The sequence below is a fragment of the Streptomyces sp. NPDC091416 genome (assembly GCF_044756845.1).
Classification (GTDB): Bacteria; Actinomycetota; Actinomycetes; order Streptomycetales; family Streptomycetaceae; genus Streptomyces.
Genome location: NZ_JBIVTU010000013.1, coordinates 211,648 through 231,144, shown reverse-complemented (window position 1 = coordinate 231,144; position 19,497 = coordinate 211,648). Strand labels below are relative to the sequence as shown.

The window sequence follows — 19,497 nt, the reverse complement described above, 5'->3', positions numbered from 1 at the left end:
GCCGCCCCGTACTCTCCCGGCCGCGGTATCGGCGGCGCTGGGAAGACAAACGGCGGAACCATGAGAAACCACCCATATGGAGACACCATTTTACTCGGCGGTGCGTGACGACGCGCACACCCCGCGGTCTCTTCCTCGCCCATTCGGGAACGGCCCCGAGGTTTGCGAGACTGTGGCGGTGAGAAGTTCAGCTCCCGCACCGCGGGTCATCGCCGTCGTCGGTCCCACCGCAGCCGGAAAGTCCGACCTGGGGGTGTTCCTCGCTCAGCAGCTCGGGGGCGAAGTGGTCAATGCCGACTCCATGCAGCTCTACCGGGGGATGGACATCGGCACCGCCAAGCTGACCCCCGCCGAGCGCGGCTCCGTGCCCCACCGGCTGCTGGACATCTGGGACGTCACCGAGACCGCCAGCGTCGCGGAGTACCAGCGACTGGCCCGCGCGGAGATCGACCGGCTGCTCGCCGAGGGCCGCACACCCGTCCTGGTCGGCGGTTCGGGCCTGTACGTGAAGGGCGCGATCGACGCCCTGGAGTTCCCCGGTACGGACCCCGCCGTCCGCGCCGCCCTGGAGGCGGAGCTGGCCGAGCGTGGCTCGGGAGCCCTGCATGCGCGGCTGGCCGCTGCCGACCCGGAGGCGGGCCGCGCCATCCTGCCGAGCAACGGCCGGCGCATCGTGCGGGCCCTGGAGGTCATCGAGATCACCGGCAAGCCGTTCACCGCCAACCTTCCCGGCGACGACGCGGTGTACGACGCCGTCCAGATCGGGGTCGACGTGGCGCGCCCCGAACTCGACGAGCGCATCGCCGTGCGCGTCGACAGGATGTGGGAGGCCGGGCTCGTGGACGAGGTGCGCGACCTGGAGGCGCGCGGGCTGCGCGAGGGCCGCACCGCCTCCCGTGCGCTCGGCTACCAACAGGTGCTCACCGCCCTGGCCGGCGACTGCACGGAGGACGAGGCGCGGACCGAGACCGTGCGCGCCACCAAACGCTTCGCGCGCCGCCAGGACTCCTGGTTCCGCCGCGACCCGCGCGTCCAGTGGCTGAACGGTGCCGTGGAACACCGCAGGGAACTCCCGGGCGAGGCGCTGGCGTTGGTCGAACGAGCGGTTACCGCCTGATCGCGGGTTCGTCCCGGCCGGGGGTGCCGGCCGGTTCCGTGGTTGAGCCACGACGCGGGTCGGAACCCGGCGGTGAAGGCTGGAAGCGGCGACGACGCCGCAGTGGGTCCGGCGCCGGACCAGTCACGGCGGCCCGGGCAGGCCGGTGCCATGAGCGGCCCGGTCGGCGGCGCCGTCCGGCCGCCGGTGACCGTGACCCCCGAGGGCGGTGGCGGCGCTCGTGTCCCTTGTGGGGGCCTATGGGGTTCTGCGGACGTGGGAGCTGTCGGCGTCGACGAGGGCGCCGTCCGCTCCGGTCGGCATGATCTCCGGAATCTGTGCGCCGTGCTGATCGACCAGGGTGGAGTGGGTCTCGTCGGGAGCGAACGCGTTCCGTTCTCCCCATTGCCTGAGCGTGAGGATGGCGGGGAAGAGGTCGCGGCCGACGTCGGTGAGGACGTACTCCTGGCGGCGGCCCGACGCAGCGGTGCGCTGGACGAGGAGCCCGTGGGCGACGAGCTTGCGGAGCCGGTCGCTGAGGATGTTGCGGGCGATGTCGGTGCGCCGCTGGAACTCGGTGAACGAGCGTGCCCCGTCCATTGCGTCGCGGATGACGAGCAGGCTCCATTTGTCGCCGACGAGGTCGAGGGTGCGGGCGACGGGACAGGTGGGGTCGGTCCACTCGGGGTTCGGCGAACGCGTGGTGGTCCGTGGCATGACGCCTCCCAAGGAGTTGCGAATTGAAACCATCTTGCCGTACCTTCAAATCAGTTGCATTTTGCTACTGATTGGATCTGCTCTGATGACCGCATGGCGGCGTTTGGTGCTCGCGATGGTGTGTGGGGTCGCTGTGGCGAGCATCTATGCCGCGCAGCCGGTCCTGGAACCGATGGGCCACGATCTCGGAGTACCGCCGGGACTCACCGGCTGGATCGTCGCGGCCGGCCAGTTCGGCTATCTGGCGGGGCTGGTTCTCCTGGTGCCCCTCGGCGATGTGGTCGACCGGCGCCGGCTCATCGCCGCGCACCTCGTGATGACAGCGGCGGGCATGACCCTGACGGCGTCGGCGTCAGCCTCCTGGGTGGCGTTCTCCGGCATCGCGGCGGCCGGAATGTTCGCGGTCGTGGTGCAGACCGCGGTCGCCTACGCCGCGTCCGTCTCCGTGCCCGCCGAACGCGGACGCAACATCGGCGTGGTGACCGCGGGCGTCGTGGTCGGCATCCTGGGTGCGCGGGCCGTCTCGGGCGCCCTTGCCGAGGCATGGGGCTGGCGCAGCGTCTACGCCGTGCTCGCCGTACTGTCGCTCGCGCTCGCGGCTCTCGTCCTGCTCGTACTGCCGCCGGAAGAGCGCCGCAGCAGGCCCACGGGAAACGGGCGGGCCGTCTCCTCGCTCGGCGGACTGTTCGGGCAGCGCCTGTTCCTGAGCCGCGGGCTCATCGCCTTCTTCCTGTTCGCGTCGTTCGGGACCCTGTGGAGCGGGCTGTCCCTGCCGCTGACGGACGCACCCTGGCAACTGGGTGAGAGCCAGATCGGCCTGTTCGGCTTCGTCGGCCTCGCCGGCGCACTCGGCGCGGCGCGGGCCGGCCGATGGGCGGACGCGGGGCGGGCTGCGCCGGTCACCGGCCTCGCACTCGCCCTGCTCATCCTCGCGTGGGCGGCCATTGCTCAACTGCCGTGGTCGCTGTGGATGCCCATCGTCGGAATCGTGCTGCTCGACTTCGCGGTCCAGGCGGTTCACGTGAGCAATCAGCACCTGCTCACGACGGCTCACCCGGACCGCATCAGCAGCGTCATCGGCGCGTACATGGTGTTCTACTCACTCGGCTCCGCCCTCGGCGCGGCCACTACCACCGCCGTCTACGCCGCTCATGGCTGGACGGGTTCCAGCCTCCTGGGCGCCGGGTTCGCCGCCTGTGCACTGGCCGTCTGGGCGGCCGACCGACGACTGTCCCGCAGCGGCCCGAACGGATCCGCGCGCCGCCCGCTCTCCTGGAACGCGTCCGTCGCCCCGCAGGCCTCGGTACCCCCGTCGTCGAACAGCTCGTCACAGCAGTCCTCCTGAACGAGCATCGAACCCGGCGGCCGGACACACTCCGTCAACTCCGGGCCGCGACGCGACGCCCCGCGCCACGCACTCACCGAGCACCTGCCAGATGTCCGCCGTGAGACCCTGCCCGAACCGCGCGACGTCCTCCATGCAGCCAATTGCCCCTGAAGAGCACGGCCAGGGATCGCGATCACATGGCCGTGCGCGGTCAAAAGTGCCAAGGACGCCGCGTCGTCGCCCCCCGGGTACAACGGGGCACGGCGGGGCACGACCTCATTGCTGTGGCTCAAGGAAGAGCGACCCGCCTTGGCCCGCCGACTGATCGAAGGAAGCGAGTCACGTCTTCACGCGAAGGCCGACTCGTGCCCCGAGACCCCGCGCGGGCTACGCAGGCCACCCATCCCCGATGCTGTCCGAGTGATCAGCCTTCCAGCCAGTCTCCGGGCACCGAGTTGCGCAGCTGGTCGAGGGCCTTGCCCGTCCGGGCCCGCACGTTCAGGCAGAAGCCGTCCAGCTCACGTATCAGGACATCGGCGTCGGCGAACCACCGGACGTCGCGTCCCACGGTCGGCAGCTCGCGAAACCGCCCCACCAAACCGGCCTCCTCGGCGTCACCCTCCAGGAAGTCGGTGAACCCGGCCCCGAACAGCACCGCTTCGGACATGACCATATCGATGCAGGCCACCGTCAGACTCGACTCCCAGGCTTCCCATCGCTCCTGGGACTTGTCGGCGAGATCCGAGCGCATCACGGTGCCGGGATCGTCATGGTCCAGGTCCTCCAGCAGGACACCCCAGGTGGCGGCACCCTGATTCTCCACCCGGTACACCAGCGCACCGTCGACCACGTGCAACTCGTCGGGCCCGAGCAGGGTGTCGTGATTGCTGATGAGGTCGGTCCGCCGCCCGAGCAGCAGGTATGCCTCGCGAAGTGCCGCGGGCAGGACCAGGCCCAGCCTCCGCTCGGCCGCCTCCACCTCCGCCACGCTCCAACCGTCCCCCGGCCGCAGCGGCTGCTGCCAGTAGGCCGCGAAGTCGGCGACGAATCGCCAGGCCTCCGCACGGTCGTGCAGTGCTGCGGACAGCCGGGTGTGCATGTCGAAGACCTCGTTCATGCCCGCACCTTACGGCGGGGCACTGACACCACCCGTTCGACGGCGGGGCGTCACAGGGCAAGCTCAGCGCGACTCCTGCCCGACCGCCTTCAGCGATTACGTGTCCGCTGCCCGCTGTCAGCTGCCCGCCTCTGACACCGGGCGTGCCCAGGTCGCTTCGGGGCTGTCCGGGTCGCGGCGGACAGCCTGCCCGGGGCAGGGACCCGCAAGCCAGTTGCCGACGGTTCCGCGCTGTCCCGGCCGAAGGCTCCTTGCTGCGGCCGTGCCCGAGCCGGCTGCTTCCGCTGAGAAGTCAGGACCACCGCATTCCCTCAGGCGCCCGAAGGCGTCGGCGGAGCGGATCACCACCACAGCCACGAGCGGTCGCAGTCACGGTGGGGAATGTGCCGGGCGCCTTCGTGGGCGGCGGCGGTTGCGAGGTGGGCCGCATGCCTCGTTTCCGTCAGGCGTTCCGTGCCGAGGGTCGTCCGCTGTTCGGCGAGGCTTCTGGGGATGGCGTTGCGGGCCGTGCGGAGCTCGGTGAGACCGCCGATGGGGCGGCGTCCTGGGTGGGGAAGCCGGACTCCTCGGCCTGCTTGTCACGGGTGTTGCGGAACCGGATCGCGCGGCGGCGCGGGGCAGCCCGATGGCGGCCGGCATTCGCAGGTTCTGAAAGGGCTCCCCACACCCCGCGCAAGCTTGTTCGACGCGATTCAGACGATTCTTCTTCGGGGCGGCCGCAACCCGTCAATCGGGCGCTGACCTGGGGCTATTGCTGAGCCCTTGCTGACTCGCCGGCCAGCAGCAGGCGCCTGACCTGCATAAACCCCAAAGCGGGGCTATAACAGCCTGATCACGTGATGGCATCGGGAAGCCCTGCCCGTCATTTCGGCGACCTGCGGCGTGCCATCATCGAGCATCGATCGATCAGTGGAGTCCGAGTTGGGAGGGCGCGTGGCGATGGAGGCCGGCCCTCGCGACACCGAGCAGGACGCACCGGACACGCGGCACGAAGCAGGACGTCTGAGCCCCGACGGGCCCGATGAGCTCGCCGTGACCCCCGAGGTCGAGGTGGAGCTGCGTCCGGCCCGCCGGATGCGCATCTGGCAGCTCGCGCCGATCGTCATGCTGGCCGCGCTGGGATCGCTGATGTTCGCCTTCCCGCTCGCGTTCGAGGTGGGCGACGGCGGGCCGGTGGTCGCCATGCTGGGGCTGCTGATCAGCTGCTGCGCCGCGGGCTGGGGCATGATGGCCGCCCGCCGCGTCGGGCACACCTGGCCGGGCCTGCCGTCCCGGGGTTCCGGGGAGCGGGCCGACTGGCGGGTGATCGCGCTGTACGTGGCGGTGTGCGCCGTCCTGGTCGCGCTGGCCGTCTGGCGCGTCGCCCGGCTGCGGGGCTGAGAGAGCGGCTCGGCGCCTCTGCCGCCCGGCGGGCCGGTTCGCCGCGCTGTCGGTGCGGACTCGTACAGTTGTCCTGTGACCATCTCGCAGATCGCCTTCCTCAAGGGCCACGGCACCGAGAACGACTTCGTGATCGTTCCCGACCCCGACAACGCCATCGACCTGCCCGCGTCCCTCGTCGCCGTGCTCTGCGACCGGCGCGCCGGTATCGGCGGCGACGGCCTGCTGCACGTCGTGCGGTCCGCCGCCCACCCCGAGGCGCAGGCCATGGCGGACGAGGCCGAGTGGTTCATGGACTACCGCAACGCGGACGGCTCGGTCGCGGAGATGTGCGGCAACGGCGTGCGGGTCTTCGCCCGCTACCTGCAGCACGTCGGCGCGGTGGTGGAGGGCGACCTCGCGGTGGCCACCCGCGGCGGAGTGAAGAAGGTGCACCTCGCCAAGAACGGCGACGTCACCGTCTCGATGGGCCGCGCCCTGCTTCCCGGCGACGGCGTCACCGTCACCGTCGACGGCCGCAGCTGGGGCACCCGCAACGTGAACATGGGCAACCCGCACGCCATCGCGTTCGTCGACGACCTGGCGCACGCCGGCGACCTGTTCCGCGAGCCGTCCTTCGCGCCCGCCGCCGTCTATCCCGACGGGGTCAACATCGAATTCGTGGTGGACCGCGGGCCCCGGCACGTAGCGATGCGGGTCCACGAGCGAGGCTCGGGGGAGACCCGCTCCTGCGGCACCGGCGCCTGCGCCGTGGCCGTCGCCGCGGCCCGCCGGGACGCGGCGGACCCGGCGGAGACCGGCGTCCCGGTCACGTACACCGTCGATCTGCCCGGCGGCACCCTGGTGATCACCGAGCACCCGGACGGTGAGATCGAGATGACCGGAGCCGCCGTGATCGTCGCCGAGGGCGTCATCGATCCGGCCTGGCTCGACACGGTGGACGGAGAGCGCGCGAAGCGTTGAACGCACCGGGCGCTCGACGCGGTGGACGGAGAGCGCGCGGAAGCGATGAACCCACCGGGCGCGAAGCACCGAGCCGGCAAGGAGCGAAACGTCGCACCCACATCGTGTGAGGCGCTGAGCCGGCAAAGATCGAAACGCTGAGCGGACAGAGCTTCGCTCGAATGGGTGATCCGTTTCACGCTGGGCGAGAGCCGGACTCCGCCGCGTGGTGGGGTCGGTAGCATCAAGCACCGGCCCGGAGGCGCGACCGCGCCTCCCCACCGCCGGTCGACGTTGCCGGAGGTGCCCCATGAGCGCAGAGGCCACCAACCCAGGTGCTCCCATCCGCAGGCGGGGCCGTCCCCGGATCGATCTCCGCAGGCTCGGCCGGGTCGCCCTGCTCGGCCCGGTCTCCCGGGACCGGCTGCCGGACGCCCTCGCCCATGTCGCCGAGACGCACCGGGCCCACCATCCCGACGCCGACCTCTCCGTCCTGCACCGCGCCTACGTCCTCGCGGAGAGCTCGCACCGCGGACAGATGCGCAAGAGCGGCGAGCCGTACATCACGCACCCGCTCGCGGTCACGCTCATCCTCGCCGAGCTCGGCGCCGAGACCACCACCCTGACCGCCTCGCTCCTCCACGACACCGTCGAGGACACCGAGGTGACCCTCGACCAGGTGCGGGAGCAGTTCGGCGAGGAGGTCTGCTACCTCGTCGACGGTGTGACCAAGCTGGAGAAGGTCGACTACGGTGCCGCCGCCGAGCCGGAGACCTTCCGCAAGATGCTCGTCGCCACCGGCGACGACGTCCGCGTGATGTCGATCAAGCTCGCCGACCGGCTGCACAACATGCGCACCCTCGGCGTGATGCGCCCCGAGAAGCAGGCCAGGATCGCCCACGTCACCCGTGACGTCCTGATCCCTCTCGCGGAACGACTCGGTGTCCAGGCGCTCAAGACCGAGCTGGAGGACCTCGTCTTCGCCATTCTCCATCCCGAGGAGTACGCGCACACCCATGCCGTGATCTCCGCCGCGACCGCCGCGACGGCCACGGCCGACCCGCTCACCGCCCTCGCGGACAACGTGGCCTCGGTGCTGCGGGAGGCCGGCATCACCGCCGAAGTAGCCGTCAGGCCACGCCACTTCGTCTCCGTGCACCGCGTCCGGATCAAACGCGGTGAACTGCGCGGCAGCGACTTCGGGCGCCTGCTGGTGCTCGTCGGCGAGGACGCCGACTGCTACGCCGTCCTCGGTGAGCTCCACACCTGTTTCACCCCGGTGATCTCCGAGTTCAAGGACTTCATCGCCTCACCCAAGTTCAACCTGTACCAGTCGCTCCACACCGCGGTGGTGGGCCCCGAGGGCGAGGTCGCCGAAGTCCTCATCCGCACCCACCGCATGCACAAGGTCGCCGAGGCCGGCGTCATCGCGCTCGGCAATCCGTACGCCGCGGACGGCACGGCAACGAGCGCCGAACCCGCGGACGGCACGGCACACGCCGCCGAACCCGCCGACGGCGAACGGGCCGACCCGACCCGTCCCGGCTGGCTCTCCCGGCTGCTCCAGTGGCAGCAGTCCGCGCCCGATCCCGACACGTTCTGGACCACCCTGCGTGCCGACCTCGCCCAGGACCGTGAGATCACCGTCTTCCGCACCGACGGCGGCACGCTCGGGCTGCCCGCGGGCGCCAGCTGCGTGGACGCCGCCTACGCGCAGTACGGCGACGCCGCCCACAGCTGCATCGGAGCCCGGGTGAACGGCCGGCTGGCCACCCTCAGCACCGTGCTCGGCGACGGGGACACGGTCCAGCCGCTCCTCGCCGAGGACGCCGCGTCCGGGCCCTCGCCCGACTGGCTGGACCACGTCCGGACGCCCGTCGCCCGCATCGCCATCACTGGCTGGCTCGACACCCACCCCCAGGACGCGGAGACCGTCGCCGGCAGTCCGGCCGACGCCACCGGGCCGGGGCCGCAGCCGGACCGGGCCGCCCGGTCCGCGTGGTCCGGATCCACCGGAACGGCGGGCCGCACCGTGAGCGCCGTGGTCGAGCGGCCCGACACCACCGTGCGTCTCGCGGGCTGCTGCACCCCCGTGCCTCCCGACGAGGTCACCGGCTTCACGGTGCGCGGCGGCGCCGTCACGGTGCACCGGCTGGAGTGTCCGGTCGTGACCAGGATGGAGGCCGTCGGCCGGGTGCCCGTCGTCGTGAACTGGGGCGACGCGGCCGAATGCCGGGTGACCCTGGTCGCGGAGTCCTTCGGACGGCCCCGGCTCCTGGCCGACCTCACGGAGGCGATCGCCGGGGCGGACGCGGCGGTCGTCTCGGCCACCGTCGAACCCCCCAGCGAACAGCGCGTACGCCACACCTACACCCTGCAGCTCCCCGACGCCGCGGGACTGCCCGCGCTGATGCGCGCCATGCGTGACGTGCCGGGGGTGTACGACGTGAGCCGCGCCCAGCACCCGGCCGCCGCGGTCTGACCGGCCGCCCGGCCCGCCCGCCCACCTCCGCCATGGCGCATCTCGTTCGGGTGGCGCGGTGCGCGCCGTCCCTGTATGGCGGGTGCGGCGCTGGTAGCCGTAGTCCATGCCGTTCCTCTCCCGCCGTCTGCGGGCCGCCCTGCTGGCCACCGCATCGGCCACCCTCGTCGCCGCCACCCTGCCCGCACCGTTGCCCCTCGGCATCGGGGACCCGCTCTTCCCGCATCTCGGCAACCCCGGATACGACGTACTCGCCTACGACATCGGCCTCAGCTACCGGGGGCGCAACAGCGAACCCCTCGACGCCGTCACCACGATCGACGCGCGGACGACCGAGCCGCTGGACCGCATCAACCTCGACTTCACCCGCGGAACCGTACGCTCCGTCGACATCAACGGGCTGCGCGCGGACTTCGCGACCGTGGACGAGGACCTGGTCATCGAGGCGCCCGGCCGCCTCCCGGCCGGAGTCCCGCTGCGCATCACCGTCCGTCACACCAGTGATCCCTCGGGCGACCGGGACAGCGGCGGCTGGGTGCGGACCGCCGACGGGCTCGCGATGGCCAACCAGGCCGACGCCGGACACCGGGTCTTCCCGGGCAACGACCACCCCGCGGACAAGGCGTACTTCACCTTCCGCGTCACCGCCCCCAAGGAGCTCACCGTGGTGGCCAACGGGGAGCGGACCGGGCAGGTCCGGCACGGCGGCCGCACCACCTGGACCTACCGCACCGGTCACCCCATGGCCACCGAACTGGCCCAGGTCAGCATCGGCCGGTCCGCCGTCGTCGAACGCACCGGCCCGCACGGGCTGCCCGTGCGTGATGTCGTGCCTGCGGCCGACCGGGAGAAGCTGGAGCCCTGGCTGAGGAAGACGCCCGGCCAGCTGGAGTGGATGGAAAAGCAGGTCGGCCGCTACCCGTTCGAGAACTACGGCGTGCTGGTCGCCGACACCGAGACCGGCTTCGAGCTGGAGACCCAGACCCTCTCCCTCTTCGAGCGCCGTCTGTTCACCGACGGCGGCTACCCCGAGTGGTACGTCGACTCGGTCATGGTCCACGAGCTGGCCCACCAGTGGTTCGGCGACAGCGTCTCCCCGCGGACCTGGTCCGACCTGTGGCTCAACGAGGGACATGCCAGCTGGTACGAGGCGCGCTACGCCGAGGAGCACGCCGACAGGCCGCTGGAGCGCCGGATGCGCGAGGCCTACACCCGCTCGGACGGCTGGCGTGCCGCGGGCGGCCCACCGGCCCGCCCCGCCCCGCCGGCACCCGGTGAGAAGATCAGCCTGTTCCGGCCGGTGGTGTACGACGGAAGCGCCCTGGTGCTGTACGCGCTCCGCCAGGAGATCGGTGAGGGTGCCTTCGACCGGCTGGAGCGGCTCTGGGTGCGCAAGCACCGCGACTCCAACGCCGCCACGGACGACTTCACCGCCCTGGCGTCCCGGGTGGCCGGACGCGACCTGACCGCGTTCTTCGACGGCTGGCTGTACGGGAGGAAGACCCCGCCCATGCCGGGGCACCCGGACTGGACGAGCGCGACACCCGCGAGGAGCGGTAAACCCGCGTGACGAGCCGGGCCCGCCGTGCCACTATCGACGAGTCGCCGCAGCGGCCGCACCGGAGAAATCCCCCAGCGGGAATCATCCCGGGAGGTCACGCGTTGTGACTGATGTATCCCACTCCTCTCTCGACGTAAGGATCCAATGACCTCCTCTTCTTCCCTTCCCCAGGACGCGCAGGACGCGCAGAGTGCCACGGAGAACGTCACCGAGAGCCTCACCGAAAGCCTTCGGGCCGACGCCCTGATGGAAGAGGACGTCGCCTGGAGCCACGAGATCGACGGAGCACGGGACGGCGACCAGCTGGACCGTTCCGACCGCGCCGCCCTGCGGCGCGTGGCGGGCCTCTCCACCGAGCTCGAGGACGTCACCGAGGTCGAGTACCGGCAGCTGCGCCTGGAGCGCGTGGTGCTTGTCGGCGTCTGGACCTCGGGCACGGTGCACGATGCGGAGATCTCGCTCGCCGAGCTGGCGGCCCTGGCCGAGACGGCCGGAGCCCAGGTGCTCGACGCGGTCTTCCAGCGGCGCGACAAGCCCGACCCGGCCACCTACATCGGTTCCGGCAAGGCGCTCGAACTGCGCGACATCGTTCTCGAAACCGGGGCCGACACCGTCGTCTGCGACGGTGAGCTCAGCCCCGGCCAGCTCATCCACCTGGAAGACGTCGTCAAGGTCAAGGTGGTCGACCGGACCGCTCTGATCCTCGACATCTTCGCCCAGCACGCCAAGTCCCGTGAGGGCAAGGCGCAGGTCTCGCTGGCACAGATGCAGTACATGCTGCCGCGCCTGCGCGGCTGGGGTCAGTCGCTCTCCCGTCAGATGGGCGGCGGCGGTTCCAGCGGCGGTGGCGGTATGGCCACCCGTGGCCCCGGTGAGACCAAGATCGAGACGGACCGGCGACGGATCCGCGAGAAGATGGCGAAGATGCGCCGGGAGATCGCGGAGATGAAGACCGGCCGCGAGATCAAGCGCCAGGAACGCAAGCGCAACAAGGTGCCCTCGGTCGCCATCGCGGGCTACACCAACGCGGGCAAGTCCTCGCTGCTCAACCGGCTGACCGGTGCGGGTGTGCTGGTGGAGAACGCACTGTTCGCCACCCTCGACCCCACCGTGCGCCGGGCCGAGACACCGAGCGGGCGGATCTACACCCTCGCCGACACCGTCGGGTTCGTACGGCACCTGCCGCACCACCTGGTCGAGGCGTTCCGCTCCACCATGGAGGAGGTCGGCGAGTCCGATCTCATCCTGCACGTGGTGGACGGCTCGCACCCGGTGCCGGAGGAGCAGCTCGCCGCGGTGCGCGAGGTGATCCGCGAAGTGGGCGCGGTCGACGTGCCGGAGATCGTGGTGGTCAACAAGGCGGATGCGGCCGACCCGCTGGTCCTCCAGCGGCTGCTGCGCAACGAGAAGCATGCGATCGCCGTGTCGGCACGGACCGGTGCCGGTATCGACGAGCTGCTCGCCCTCGTCGACAGCGAGCTGCCGAGGCCCTCGGTCGAGATCGAGGCACTCGTGCCGTACACCCAGGGCGGACTCGTCTCCCGGGTGCACGCCGAGGGTGAGGTGGTCTCCGAGGAGCACACGTCGGAGGGCACCCTGCTCAAGGCACGGGTGCACGCGGAGCTCGCTTCGGACCTGGCAGCGTTCGTACCCGCGGCGCACTGACCGCGGGAAGCACGACGGAGGGCCCGTACCCCATGGGGTACGGGCCCTCCGTCCGTTTCCGGGCGGGTTGCTACCGGGCTCCGAACTTGTCGCTCATCATCGTGAAGATCTGCTGGGCGCCCTCACCGAGGTGAGGCCCGGCGAGCCAGCCGGCGGTCACCGGTCCGATGGACGTGTTGGAGACCAGGGCGAGTTTGCCGTCGGAGGTCTCGCGGAACCAGCCGCCGCCGGACGAACCGCCGGTCATCGTGCAGCCGATGCGGTACATCGTGGGGGTGGCGGGGCTGATGGAGAGCCGGCCGGGACGGTCGACGCACTTGTGCATGATCAGACCGTCGTACGGCGGGGCCGCGGGATAGCCCCACGCTCCCATCGCGCTGATCTGGGCGACCTCCGGTGCGTCGAAGTCGACCGGCAGCGCGTTGCCCACGGTCTCCTCCAGGGACTTGGTGCCCTGCTCGGGCTTCACGTGCAGGACCGCGTAGTCGTACGGGGCGCCCTCGCCGCCGGTGGGCCCGCCGTCGGCCAGCCACTCGCCGGAGGTGCTGGCCCAGTCCGCCCAGTAGGCGCCGTACGGTGCGATCTCCTGCGGCTGCGCGTTCTTCAGCGAAGCGGGGTCCTTGCCCTTGTCGTTGTAGGCGGGCACGAAGACGATGTTGCGGTACCAGCCGCCCTTCGCGCCGGCGTGGACGCAGTGGCCCGCCGTCCACACCAGGTTGGACCTGCCCGGGTTCTTCGGGTCCTTGACGACGGTGCCCGAGCAGACCATGGAGCCCTCGGGGGAGTCGAAGAACACCTTGCCGACCGGAGCCGCGTAGTTGTGGTACGGCGTCTTCTCGCGCTCGGCCGTGACCGGCCTCGGCTCCGGGTCGCTGACACCCTGGTCACCCGAGAGGTCCCCCGCGGACATCGTCTTGGCCGGGTCCTTCGCCGCCTTCATCCGGTCGGGCTTCCACAGCCCGTCGATGACCGGGTTGACGAAGTCCTTGGCCTCGTGCAGCCACTTGTCCTTGTCCCAGTTCTTCCAGTCGCCGCCCTTCCACTTGTCCAGGTCGACCCCGTGCTTCTTCAGGGTGTCGGCCAGATCGGCGGATATGCCGCCGGAGTCCTGGCCTTCGGCGGACGTGGTGGCCGCGGGCTTGTCGGCGGCGGCGTCCTCGCTCGGACCGCAGGCCGTCGCCGTCAGCGCGAGGGCGGCGACGAGGCCGGTCGCGCTCAGCAGCGGACGTATGAATCGCATGGAAAATTCCCCCTGAAAACTTCGAAAATGGCATGAGCGTGTCATGCTGCACGCCGGACTGACCGGCTGTCGGTGATGTGCGGGGACCACCCTATGACGGCCCTGCAGGCGGCTCTTGCCGCTGCGGGGCCGCACGGCCTCCGGCCCCGGGTGGCGCCGTGAGGCGGATCAGGGGCCTTCGGTGCGAGATGTCCCGCCGAAGGCCCCTGCCGGGGCGTCATCCGCACGCGGGCGGACGGCGCTCCGATCCGCCTACTGGCCCGCGTACTTCTTGCTGACCGAGTCGTAGACGCCCTTGGCTTCCTTGCCGAGGCGCGGACCTGCGAGCCAGCCGGCCGTCACCGGGCCGATGGAGGTGTTGGAGACCAGGGCAGGCTTGCCGTCCTGGCCGGCCGCGACCCAGCCGCCGCCGGAGGAACCGCCGGTCATCGTGCAGCCGATGCGGTACATCGTCGGGTCGTTCTCGGTGAGCGACAGCCGGCCCGGCTTGTCCTGGCACTGGTAGAGCTTCTGGCCGTCGTACGGGGGAGCTGCCGGGAAGCCGGTGGCCGTCATGGCGGCGATCTTGGGCACCGCCGGAGCGTTGAACTCGACCGGCAGCGCCGAACCGACCGTCTCCTCCAGGGACTTGCCCGTGGAACCCTTCTCCGGCGTCACGTGCAGCACGGCGAAGTCGTACGGTGCGCCCAGGCCTCCGACCGAAGCGCCCTGGTCGATCCACTGCTCGGAGGTCTGTGCCCACGAGCCCCACCACACGCCGTACGGGGCGACCTTCTCCTTGGGCGGCTTGTTCCGGAGCTCATCGGTCGACAGCCCGCTGTCGTTGTACGACGGCACGAAGGCGATGTTGCGGTACCAGCCGCCCTTCTTGCCCGCGTGCACACAGTGGCCCGCCGTCCACACCATGTTGGACTTCCCCGGGTGCGCGGGGTCCTTCACCACGGTCGCCGAGCAGACCATCGAACCCTCGGGGCCGTCGAAGAACAGCTTCCCGGACTCGGCGGCGCTGTCGTGGTACGGCGTCTGCGCACCAACGGCGCGGACCGGGGCGGGCGTCGGGTCCGTCACGCCCGCGTCGCCGGAGATGTCGTTCTCGACCGGCTGCTCGGGGGCCTTGTCGGCGTCCCGCATGCGGTCCGGGTCCCAGAGGCCCTCGATGATGGGATTGATGTAGTCCTTGGCCTCACGCAGCCACTTGTCCTTGTCCCAGTTCTTCCAGTCGCCGCCCTTCCACTGGTCGAGGTCGATCCCGTGTTCCTTGAGCCGGTCCTTCAGATCGTCCGGAACGGTGATCTTGTTGTCCGACGTCTGGCCCGCGGAACTGCTGCTCGGCTCGGTGCTCGCGTCGTCCTCGCCCGGCCCGCAGGCCGTCGCGGTGAGGGCGAGAACGGCGGTGACCGCCGCCGTCGCGAGCACGGCGGAAGGAGCGCGGCGAGCGCTTCCCCCACGGCGTGCGGTGAATCCTGGTCGAATGAGTCGCATCTCGTGATCCCCCTGGGACTTCGTAACTCAACACTTCTGTACGGCACTTCGGTACTGCTCGACCCCGCGCGGGCGGGCCCCGCCGGACTGCGGCCCGGGCGCCTGACCGGGCAGGCCGCAGCAGCCGGGAGATCGTCCCGGAGTCACGGCACGGTCCCCCACTATGCCGGTGCGGTTGTGGACGGCGTGCGGCAGGGCCCTGGTTGAGGTCCGCAAGGATCTTCGGATTTACCCGTGATCCGCCGCGCCCGGCGTCGTTGGTACGTACGGGGGACACGGAGACAGCGTTCACCCCCGCAGTCCGTCCTTGCGGAATCGTGCTGACGTGCAACGCAACTGTTACAGCGGGAGGATCAACAGCCGTGGCCGTGACCGAACCAGCTCCGGCACCACCACTCGCGCCGCACGAGGGCATCCTGCGCCGTCAGTCGCTGCGTGAATCGGCCGCCCGTACCTACGCGCGCTCACTCCCGATCGTGCCGGTACGGGCACGGGGACTCACCATCGAGGGCGCGGACGGGCGACGCTACCTCGACTGCCTGTCCGGAGCGGGGACCCTGGCCCTCGGGCACAACCACCCGGTCGTCCTGGAGGCGATCAAGAAGGTCCTCGACTCCGGTGCGCCGCTGCACGTGCTCGATCTGGCCACGCCGGTCAAGGACGCCTTCACCACGGAGCTTTTCGCCACGCTGCCGAGGGAGTTCGCCGACAACGCCCGCATCCAGTTCTGCGGACCGGCCGGCACCGACGCGGTCGAGGCCGCGTTCACCCTGGTCCGTGCCGCCACCGGCCGCAGCGGTCTGCTCGCCTTCACCGGTGCGTACCACGGCATGACGGCGGGAGCGCTCGCGGCATCCGGTGGCGCCGAGGACGTACGGGTGACCCGGCTTCCGTTCCCGCAGGACTACCGCTGCCCCTTCGGCGCCGGAGGCGAACACGGTGCGGAACTCGCCGCGCGGTGGACCGAGAGCGTGCTGGACGACCCCAAGAGCGGAACACCCGCACCGGCCGGCATGATCCTCGAACCCGTCCAGGGCGAAGGCGGCGTCAACCCCGCCCCCGATGCCTGGACGCGCCGGATGCGCGAGATCACCGCGGCCCGGTCCATCCCCCTGATCGCCGACGAGGTCCAGACCGGCGTCGGCCGGACCGGGGCCTTCTGGGCCGTCGAGCACAGCGGCATCGTGCCCGACGTGATGGTGCTGTCCAAGGCCATCGGAGGCTCCCTGCCGCTCGCCGTCATCGTCTACCGCTCCGAACTCGACACCTGGCAGCCGGGCGCGCACGCCGGCACCTTCCGCGGCAACCAGCTCGCCATGGCCGCCGGCGCCGCCACCCTCGCGTACGTGCGGGAGAACCGGCTCGCCGAGCGGGCCGCCGAACTCGGCGCCCGGATGCTCGCGAGCCTGCGGACCCTGGCCTCCCGCCACCCCTGCATCGGCGACGTCCGCGGACGGGGCCTGATGATCGGCGTGGAACTCGTCGACCCCGAAGCCGCGCCGGTGCGCACGGGCGGCCAGGCACCACCGGACCCGGTGCTCGCCACGGCCGTCCAGCAGGAGTGTCTGCGCCGCGGGCTCATCGTCGAGCTCGGCGGCCGTCACTCCACCGTCGTACGCCTGCTCCCGCCCCTCACGCTCACCGACGAACAGGCGACAGCGGTCGTCGACCGCCTCGCCGACGCCCTGGCAGCCGCCGAACGCTCACCGTATCGACGGACCACGACCGCGTCGATCCGCTGACCCCGGAAACCATCACAGGAAAGACCGCCGTGAACCCCACCCCCACGCCCGAGGCCGACGGCCCTCCCTCCAGCCACCACCGGGAAGAGGCCGGGACCTCCGGCCACCTCGCCCTCGAGACGTCGACCGTGCCGCGCCAGAAGGAGGTGCCGCACGGTCAGTGGCAGAGCCACCGGACGACGGCCGCCCGCAACGCACCGTCGACGGACCCCCTGGACCACCCGGACCCGCTGCGCGCCGCCGACGCGGCGGGCATCGAGAACCTCCTGCGCTGCTGGGTCCGTGAATGCGACCTGCCCCGCCCCGAGGGGGAGACCCTCCGCATCCCGCTTCCCGCCAGCGGCACCGCGCTGCTCGTCCCCGTCCGCCACTGGTCCGCCACCGGCTGGCACCGCTTCGGCCCGCCCCTCCTGGAACAGGCCCCCGAGGGCGCGCCCGCCGCCGACGCCGTCACCGTCGCCGCACTCCTGGGCAGGGAGGCCGACCACAACGAGGGCGCGGACATGGTGGCCAGGGTGGCCGACTCGGTACGGCGGACCGCCGGATTCATCGACGAACAACGGCGCCACCCCACGGCACCCGCCGAAGCGGACCTCTTCCTCACCGCGGAGCAGTCCCTCCTTCTCGGCCATCCGCTCCACCCCTCGCCCAAGAGCCGGGAAGGCCTCTCCGACTCCGAGTCCCGCCTCTACTCACCCGAGGCGCACGGCTCCTTCCCGCTCCACTGGATGGCCGTCGACCGCTCCGTCCTGGCCACCGACTCGGCCTGGACCGACCAGGGCCGACCGGTCCCGGCCGCGGAACTCGTGGCCCGCCACGCCGAGGGCCTGCGCATCCCCGCACACACCACGCCGATCCCGCTCCACCCCTGGCAGGCCCGCGAACTGGCGATGCGGCCCGAAGCAGCCGCCCTCGCCGACGCCGGCCTGCTGCACGACCTCGGCCCGTACGGCGAGCGATGGCACCCCACCTCCTCGGTACGTACCGTCGGGCGGCCCGGCGTCGACCTCATGCTGAAGCTGTCCCTCGGCGTACGCATCACCAACTCCCGCCGGGAGAACCTCCGCAAGGAACTCCACCGCGGCGTGGAGGTCCACCGGCTGCTGCGCACCGGGCTCGCCCGGCAGTGGCACAGCCTCCACCCGGGCTTCGACATCGTCCGCGACCCCGCCTGGCTGGCAGCCGACACCCCTGGGGGCGAACCCGTCCCCGGCCTCGACGTCATGCTGCGCCACAACCCGTTCGACCGGTACGACGACGCCGTGTGCATCGCCGGGCTCACCGCCCCGCGCCCCTGGCCGGACCGGCCGGAGATGCGCTCCCGCCTCGCCGACATCGTCCGCCGCCTCGCCGCCGCCACGGGCAGGGCCACGACCGCCGTCGCCGCCGAATGGTTCCTGCGCTACCTGGACCGCGTGGTGCAGCCGGTCCTCTGGCTCGACGGCAACGCCGGAGTCGCCCTCGAAGCACACCAGCAGAACACCCTCGTCCTGCTCGACGCCGAGGGCTGGCCGGTCGGGGGCCGCTACCGCGACAATCAGGGCTACTACTTCCGTGAGTCCCACCGCGCCGCGCTCGACCGCAGGCTCCCCGGCATCGGAGCGGTGAGCGACACCTTCGTCTCCGACGCCGTCACCGACGAACGCTTCGCCTACTACCTGGGCATCAACAACGTGTTCGGACTGATCGGCGCGTTCGGCGCCCAGCAGCTCGCCGACGAACAGGTGCTCCTCGCCGCCTTCCGGCGGTTCCTGGCAGCGGCCGCCGCACTGGGATCCCCGCTGCCCCGGCACCTGCTGGAAACCCCCCGCCTGCGCTGCAAGGCCAACATGCTCACGCGCCTCCGGGGCCTCGACGAACTGGTCGGACCCGTGGACACCCAGTCCGTCTACGTCACCATCGCCAACCCCCTGTGCGGCTGAGGAAGCCGGCCCGTCCCCGCCGGGACGCCGACCATCGAGAGACGGACGCCAACCGTCGAGAGAGGAGAGCGTCACCGTGCCTCCCGCTGATGCGCCCACCGGGCCCCAGGCCGGCCCGGGCGCCGAGGACACGCTGGACCTGCACTTCACCGACGAACTGCTCGCGTTCCTCGGGGATGAGCTCCCCGAGGACGGAGCCGGACCGGAGGGCTCCGGTCTGCTGGACCGCCCGGGGCAGTGGAAGCCCGTCACGACGCCGGCCGGCGTGTTCCAGCTCGTCCCCGTGCGGCTGGAACGGGACCTCGCGGTGATCAGCCGCTGGATGAACGATCCCGCCGTCGCGGCCTTCTGGGAACTCGCCGGACCCGAGACCGTCACCGCCGGACATCTGATGCCCCAACTCGACGGTGACGGACGCAGCGTTCCCTGTCTGGGCGTGCTCTCGGGCGTCCCCATGAGCTACTGGGAGATCTACCGGGCCGACCTCGACCCGCTGGCCAGGTACTGCCCGGTCCGGCCGCACGACACCGGGATCCACCTCCTCATCGGCGAGGTGGACCGGCGTGGCCACGGGACCGGGAGCACCCTGCTGCGGGCCGTCGCCGACCTCGTACTCGACAACCGTCCACGGTGCACACGCGTCGTCGCCGAGCCCGACGTCCGCAACACCCCGTCCGTCTCCGCCTTCCTGAGTGCCGGATTCCGCTACTCCGCCGAGGTCGAACTCCCGGAGAAGCGGGCCGCGCTGATGGTCCGTGACCGAGCCCACCGTGCCCGGCTGTGAACGATCCGCTGCCCTGTCCCCGCCGCTCGAACCCCGTCGG

Annotated in this window: 14 protein-coding genes; 10 read left to right on the top strand and 4 right to left on the bottom strand. The window is 71.3% G+C overall.

Annotated elements, in window-relative coordinates; all coding sequences use genetic code 11:
* Positions 1–178: 178 nt before the first annotated feature.
* Entirely contained in the window at positions 179–1,117 is a 939-nt protein-coding gene (gene miaA, locus ACIQMX_RS32575; RefSeq protein WP_402483535.1) for a tRNA (adenosine(37)-N6)-dimethylallyltransferase MiaA, read from the top strand.
* 237 nt (positions 1,118–1,354) lie between these two features.
* Here the strand turns inward: miaA and ACIQMX_RS32570 are convergent, their stop codons facing one another.
* On the bottom strand, positions 1,355–1,813 hold the full coding sequence (locus tag ACIQMX_RS32570) for a helix-turn-helix domain-containing protein (protein ID WP_363075806.1): 459 nt from the start codon (positions 1,811–1,813) through the stop codon (positions 1,355–1,357).
* Positions 1,814–1,898: 85 nt separating this feature from the next.
* Here ACIQMX_RS32570 and ACIQMX_RS32565 point away from each other — a divergent pair, with 85 nt between their 5' ends.
* The gene (locus ACIQMX_RS32565) at positions 1,899–3,158 is read left to right on the top strand and encodes an MFS transporter (RefSeq protein ID WP_402483531.1); all 1,260 of its coding nucleotides are present in this window, start codon (positions 1,899–1,901) and stop codon (positions 3,156–3,158) included.
* Between the two features lie 406 nt (positions 3,159–3,564).
* On the opposite strand, the gene ACIQMX_RS32560 is transcribed toward ACIQMX_RS32565, so the two are convergent.
* Positions 3,565–4,257 (bottom strand): SMI1/KNR4 family protein, encoded by a 693-nt coding sequence (locus ACIQMX_RS32560; protein ID WP_402483528.1) that lies wholly within the window; start codon positions 4,255–4,257, stop codon positions 3,565–3,567.
* Positions 4,258–5,196: 939 nt separating this feature from the next.
* On the opposite strand from ACIQMX_RS32560, the gene ACIQMX_RS32555 reads away from it, so the two are divergent.
* The 5 genes from ACIQMX_RS32555 to hflX all read left to right on the top strand — a co-directional run bounded on the left by ACIQMX_RS32555 (position 5,197) and on the right by hflX (position 12,287).
* Positions 5,197–5,637, top strand: coding sequence for a hypothetical protein (locus ACIQMX_RS32555; protein WP_363075879.1), 441 nt, complete (start codon positions 5,197–5,199; stop codon positions 5,635–5,637).
* A 75-nt stretch (positions 5,638–5,712) separates the two neighbouring features.
* Positions 5,713–6,600, top strand: coding sequence for a diaminopimelate epimerase (gene dapF / locus ACIQMX_RS32550; RefSeq protein WP_402483525.1), 888 nt, complete (start codon positions 5,713–5,715; stop codon positions 6,598–6,600).
* Positions 6,601–6,889: 289 nt separating this feature from the next.
* Positions 6,890–9,061 carry a RelA/SpoT family protein gene (locus ACIQMX_RS32545; protein WP_402483523.1) on the top strand — a complete coding sequence of 724 codons (2,172 nt, stop codon included), beginning with the start codon at positions 6,890–6,892 and terminating at the stop codon, positions 9,059–9,061.
* 106 nt (positions 9,062–9,167) lie between these two features.
* Positions 9,168–10,631, top strand: a complete 1,464-nt coding sequence (locus tag ACIQMX_RS32540) for a M1 family metallopeptidase (RefSeq protein ID WP_402483521.1) — start codon at positions 9,168–9,170, stop codon at positions 10,629–10,631.
* A gap of 135 nt (positions 10,632–10,766) precedes the next feature.
* Positions 10,767–12,287, top strand: a complete 1,521-nt coding sequence (hflX, locus tag ACIQMX_RS32535; protein ID WP_363075794.1) for a GTPase HflX — start codon at positions 10,767–10,769, stop codon at positions 12,285–12,287.
* Positions 12,288–12,357: 70 nt separating this feature from the next.
* On the opposite strand, the gene ACIQMX_RS32530 is transcribed toward hflX, so the two are convergent.
* Together ACIQMX_RS32530 and ACIQMX_RS32525 are read right to left on the bottom strand one after the other, a co-directional pair.
* Positions 12,358–13,527, bottom strand: a complete 1,170-nt coding sequence (locus tag ACIQMX_RS32530) for a hypothetical protein (protein ID WP_363075792.1) — start codon at positions 13,525–13,527, stop codon at positions 12,358–12,360.
* A gap of 252 nt (positions 13,528–13,779) precedes the next feature.
* The gene (locus tag ACIQMX_RS32525; protein ID WP_363075790.1) at positions 13,780–15,009 is read right to left on the bottom strand and encodes a hypothetical protein; all 1,230 of its coding nucleotides are present in this window, start codon (positions 15,007–15,009) and stop codon (positions 13,780–13,782) included.
* Positions 15,010–15,371: 362 nt separating this feature from the next.
* On the opposite strand from ACIQMX_RS32525, the gene ACIQMX_RS32520 reads away from it, so the two are divergent.
* The 3 genes from ACIQMX_RS32520 to ACIQMX_RS32510 all read left to right on the top strand — a co-directional run bounded on the left by ACIQMX_RS32520 (position 15,372) and on the right by ACIQMX_RS32510 (position 19,457).
* Positions 15,372–16,751, top strand: coding sequence for a diaminobutyrate--2-oxoglutarate transaminase family protein (locus tag ACIQMX_RS32520; RefSeq protein ID WP_363075788.1), 1,380 nt, complete (start codon positions 15,372–15,374; stop codon positions 16,749–16,751).
* 29 nt (positions 16,752–16,780) lie between these two features.
* The gene (locus ACIQMX_RS32515) at positions 16,781–18,673 is read left to right on the top strand and encodes an IucA/IucC family protein (protein ID WP_402483516.1); all 1,893 of its coding nucleotides are present in this window, start codon (positions 16,781–16,783) and stop codon (positions 18,671–18,673) included.
* A gap of 76 nt (positions 18,674–18,749) precedes the next feature.
* Complete coding sequence (locus ACIQMX_RS32510; protein WP_402483513.1) at positions 18,750–19,457, top strand: GNAT family N-acetyltransferase; 708 nt, start codon at positions 18,750–18,752, stop codon at positions 19,455–19,457.
* Positions 19,458–19,497 lie beyond the last annotated feature (40 nt).

Coding starts and splice junctions, on each gene's coding strand:
- ACIQMX_RS32525 (WP_363075790.1), bottom strand. CDS start 15,009: ATGCGACTCATTCGACCAGGATTCACCGCACGCCGTGGGGGAAGCGCT.
- ACIQMX_RS32540 (WP_402483521.1), top strand. CDS start 9,168: ATGCCGTTCCTCTCCCGCCGTCTGCGGGCCGCCCTGCTGGCCACCGCA.
- hflX (WP_363075794.1), top strand. CDS start 10,767: ATGACCTCCTCTTCTTCCCTTCCCCAGGACGCGCAGGACGCGCAGAGT.
- ACIQMX_RS32555 (WP_363075879.1), top strand. CDS start 5,197: ATGGAGGCCGGCCCTCGCGACACCGAGCAGGACGCACCGGACACGCGG.
- ACIQMX_RS32530 (WP_363075792.1), bottom strand. CDS start 13,527: ATGCGATTCATACGTCCGCTGCTGAGCGCGACCGGCCTCGTCGCCGCC.
- ACIQMX_RS32570 (WP_363075806.1), bottom strand. CDS start 1,813: ATGCCACGGACCACCACGCGTTCGCCGAACCCCGAGTGGACCGACCCC.
- ACIQMX_RS32545 (WP_402483523.1), top strand. CDS start 6,890: ATGAGCGCAGAGGCCACCAACCCAGGTGCTCCCATCCGCAGGCGGGGC.
- ACIQMX_RS32565 (WP_402483531.1), top strand. CDS start 1,899: ATGACCGCATGGCGGCGTTTGGTGCTCGCGATGGTGTGTGGGGTCGCT.
- ACIQMX_RS32560 (WP_402483528.1), bottom strand. CDS start 4,257: ATGAACGAGGTCTTCGACATGCACACCCGGCTGTCCGCAGCACTGCAC.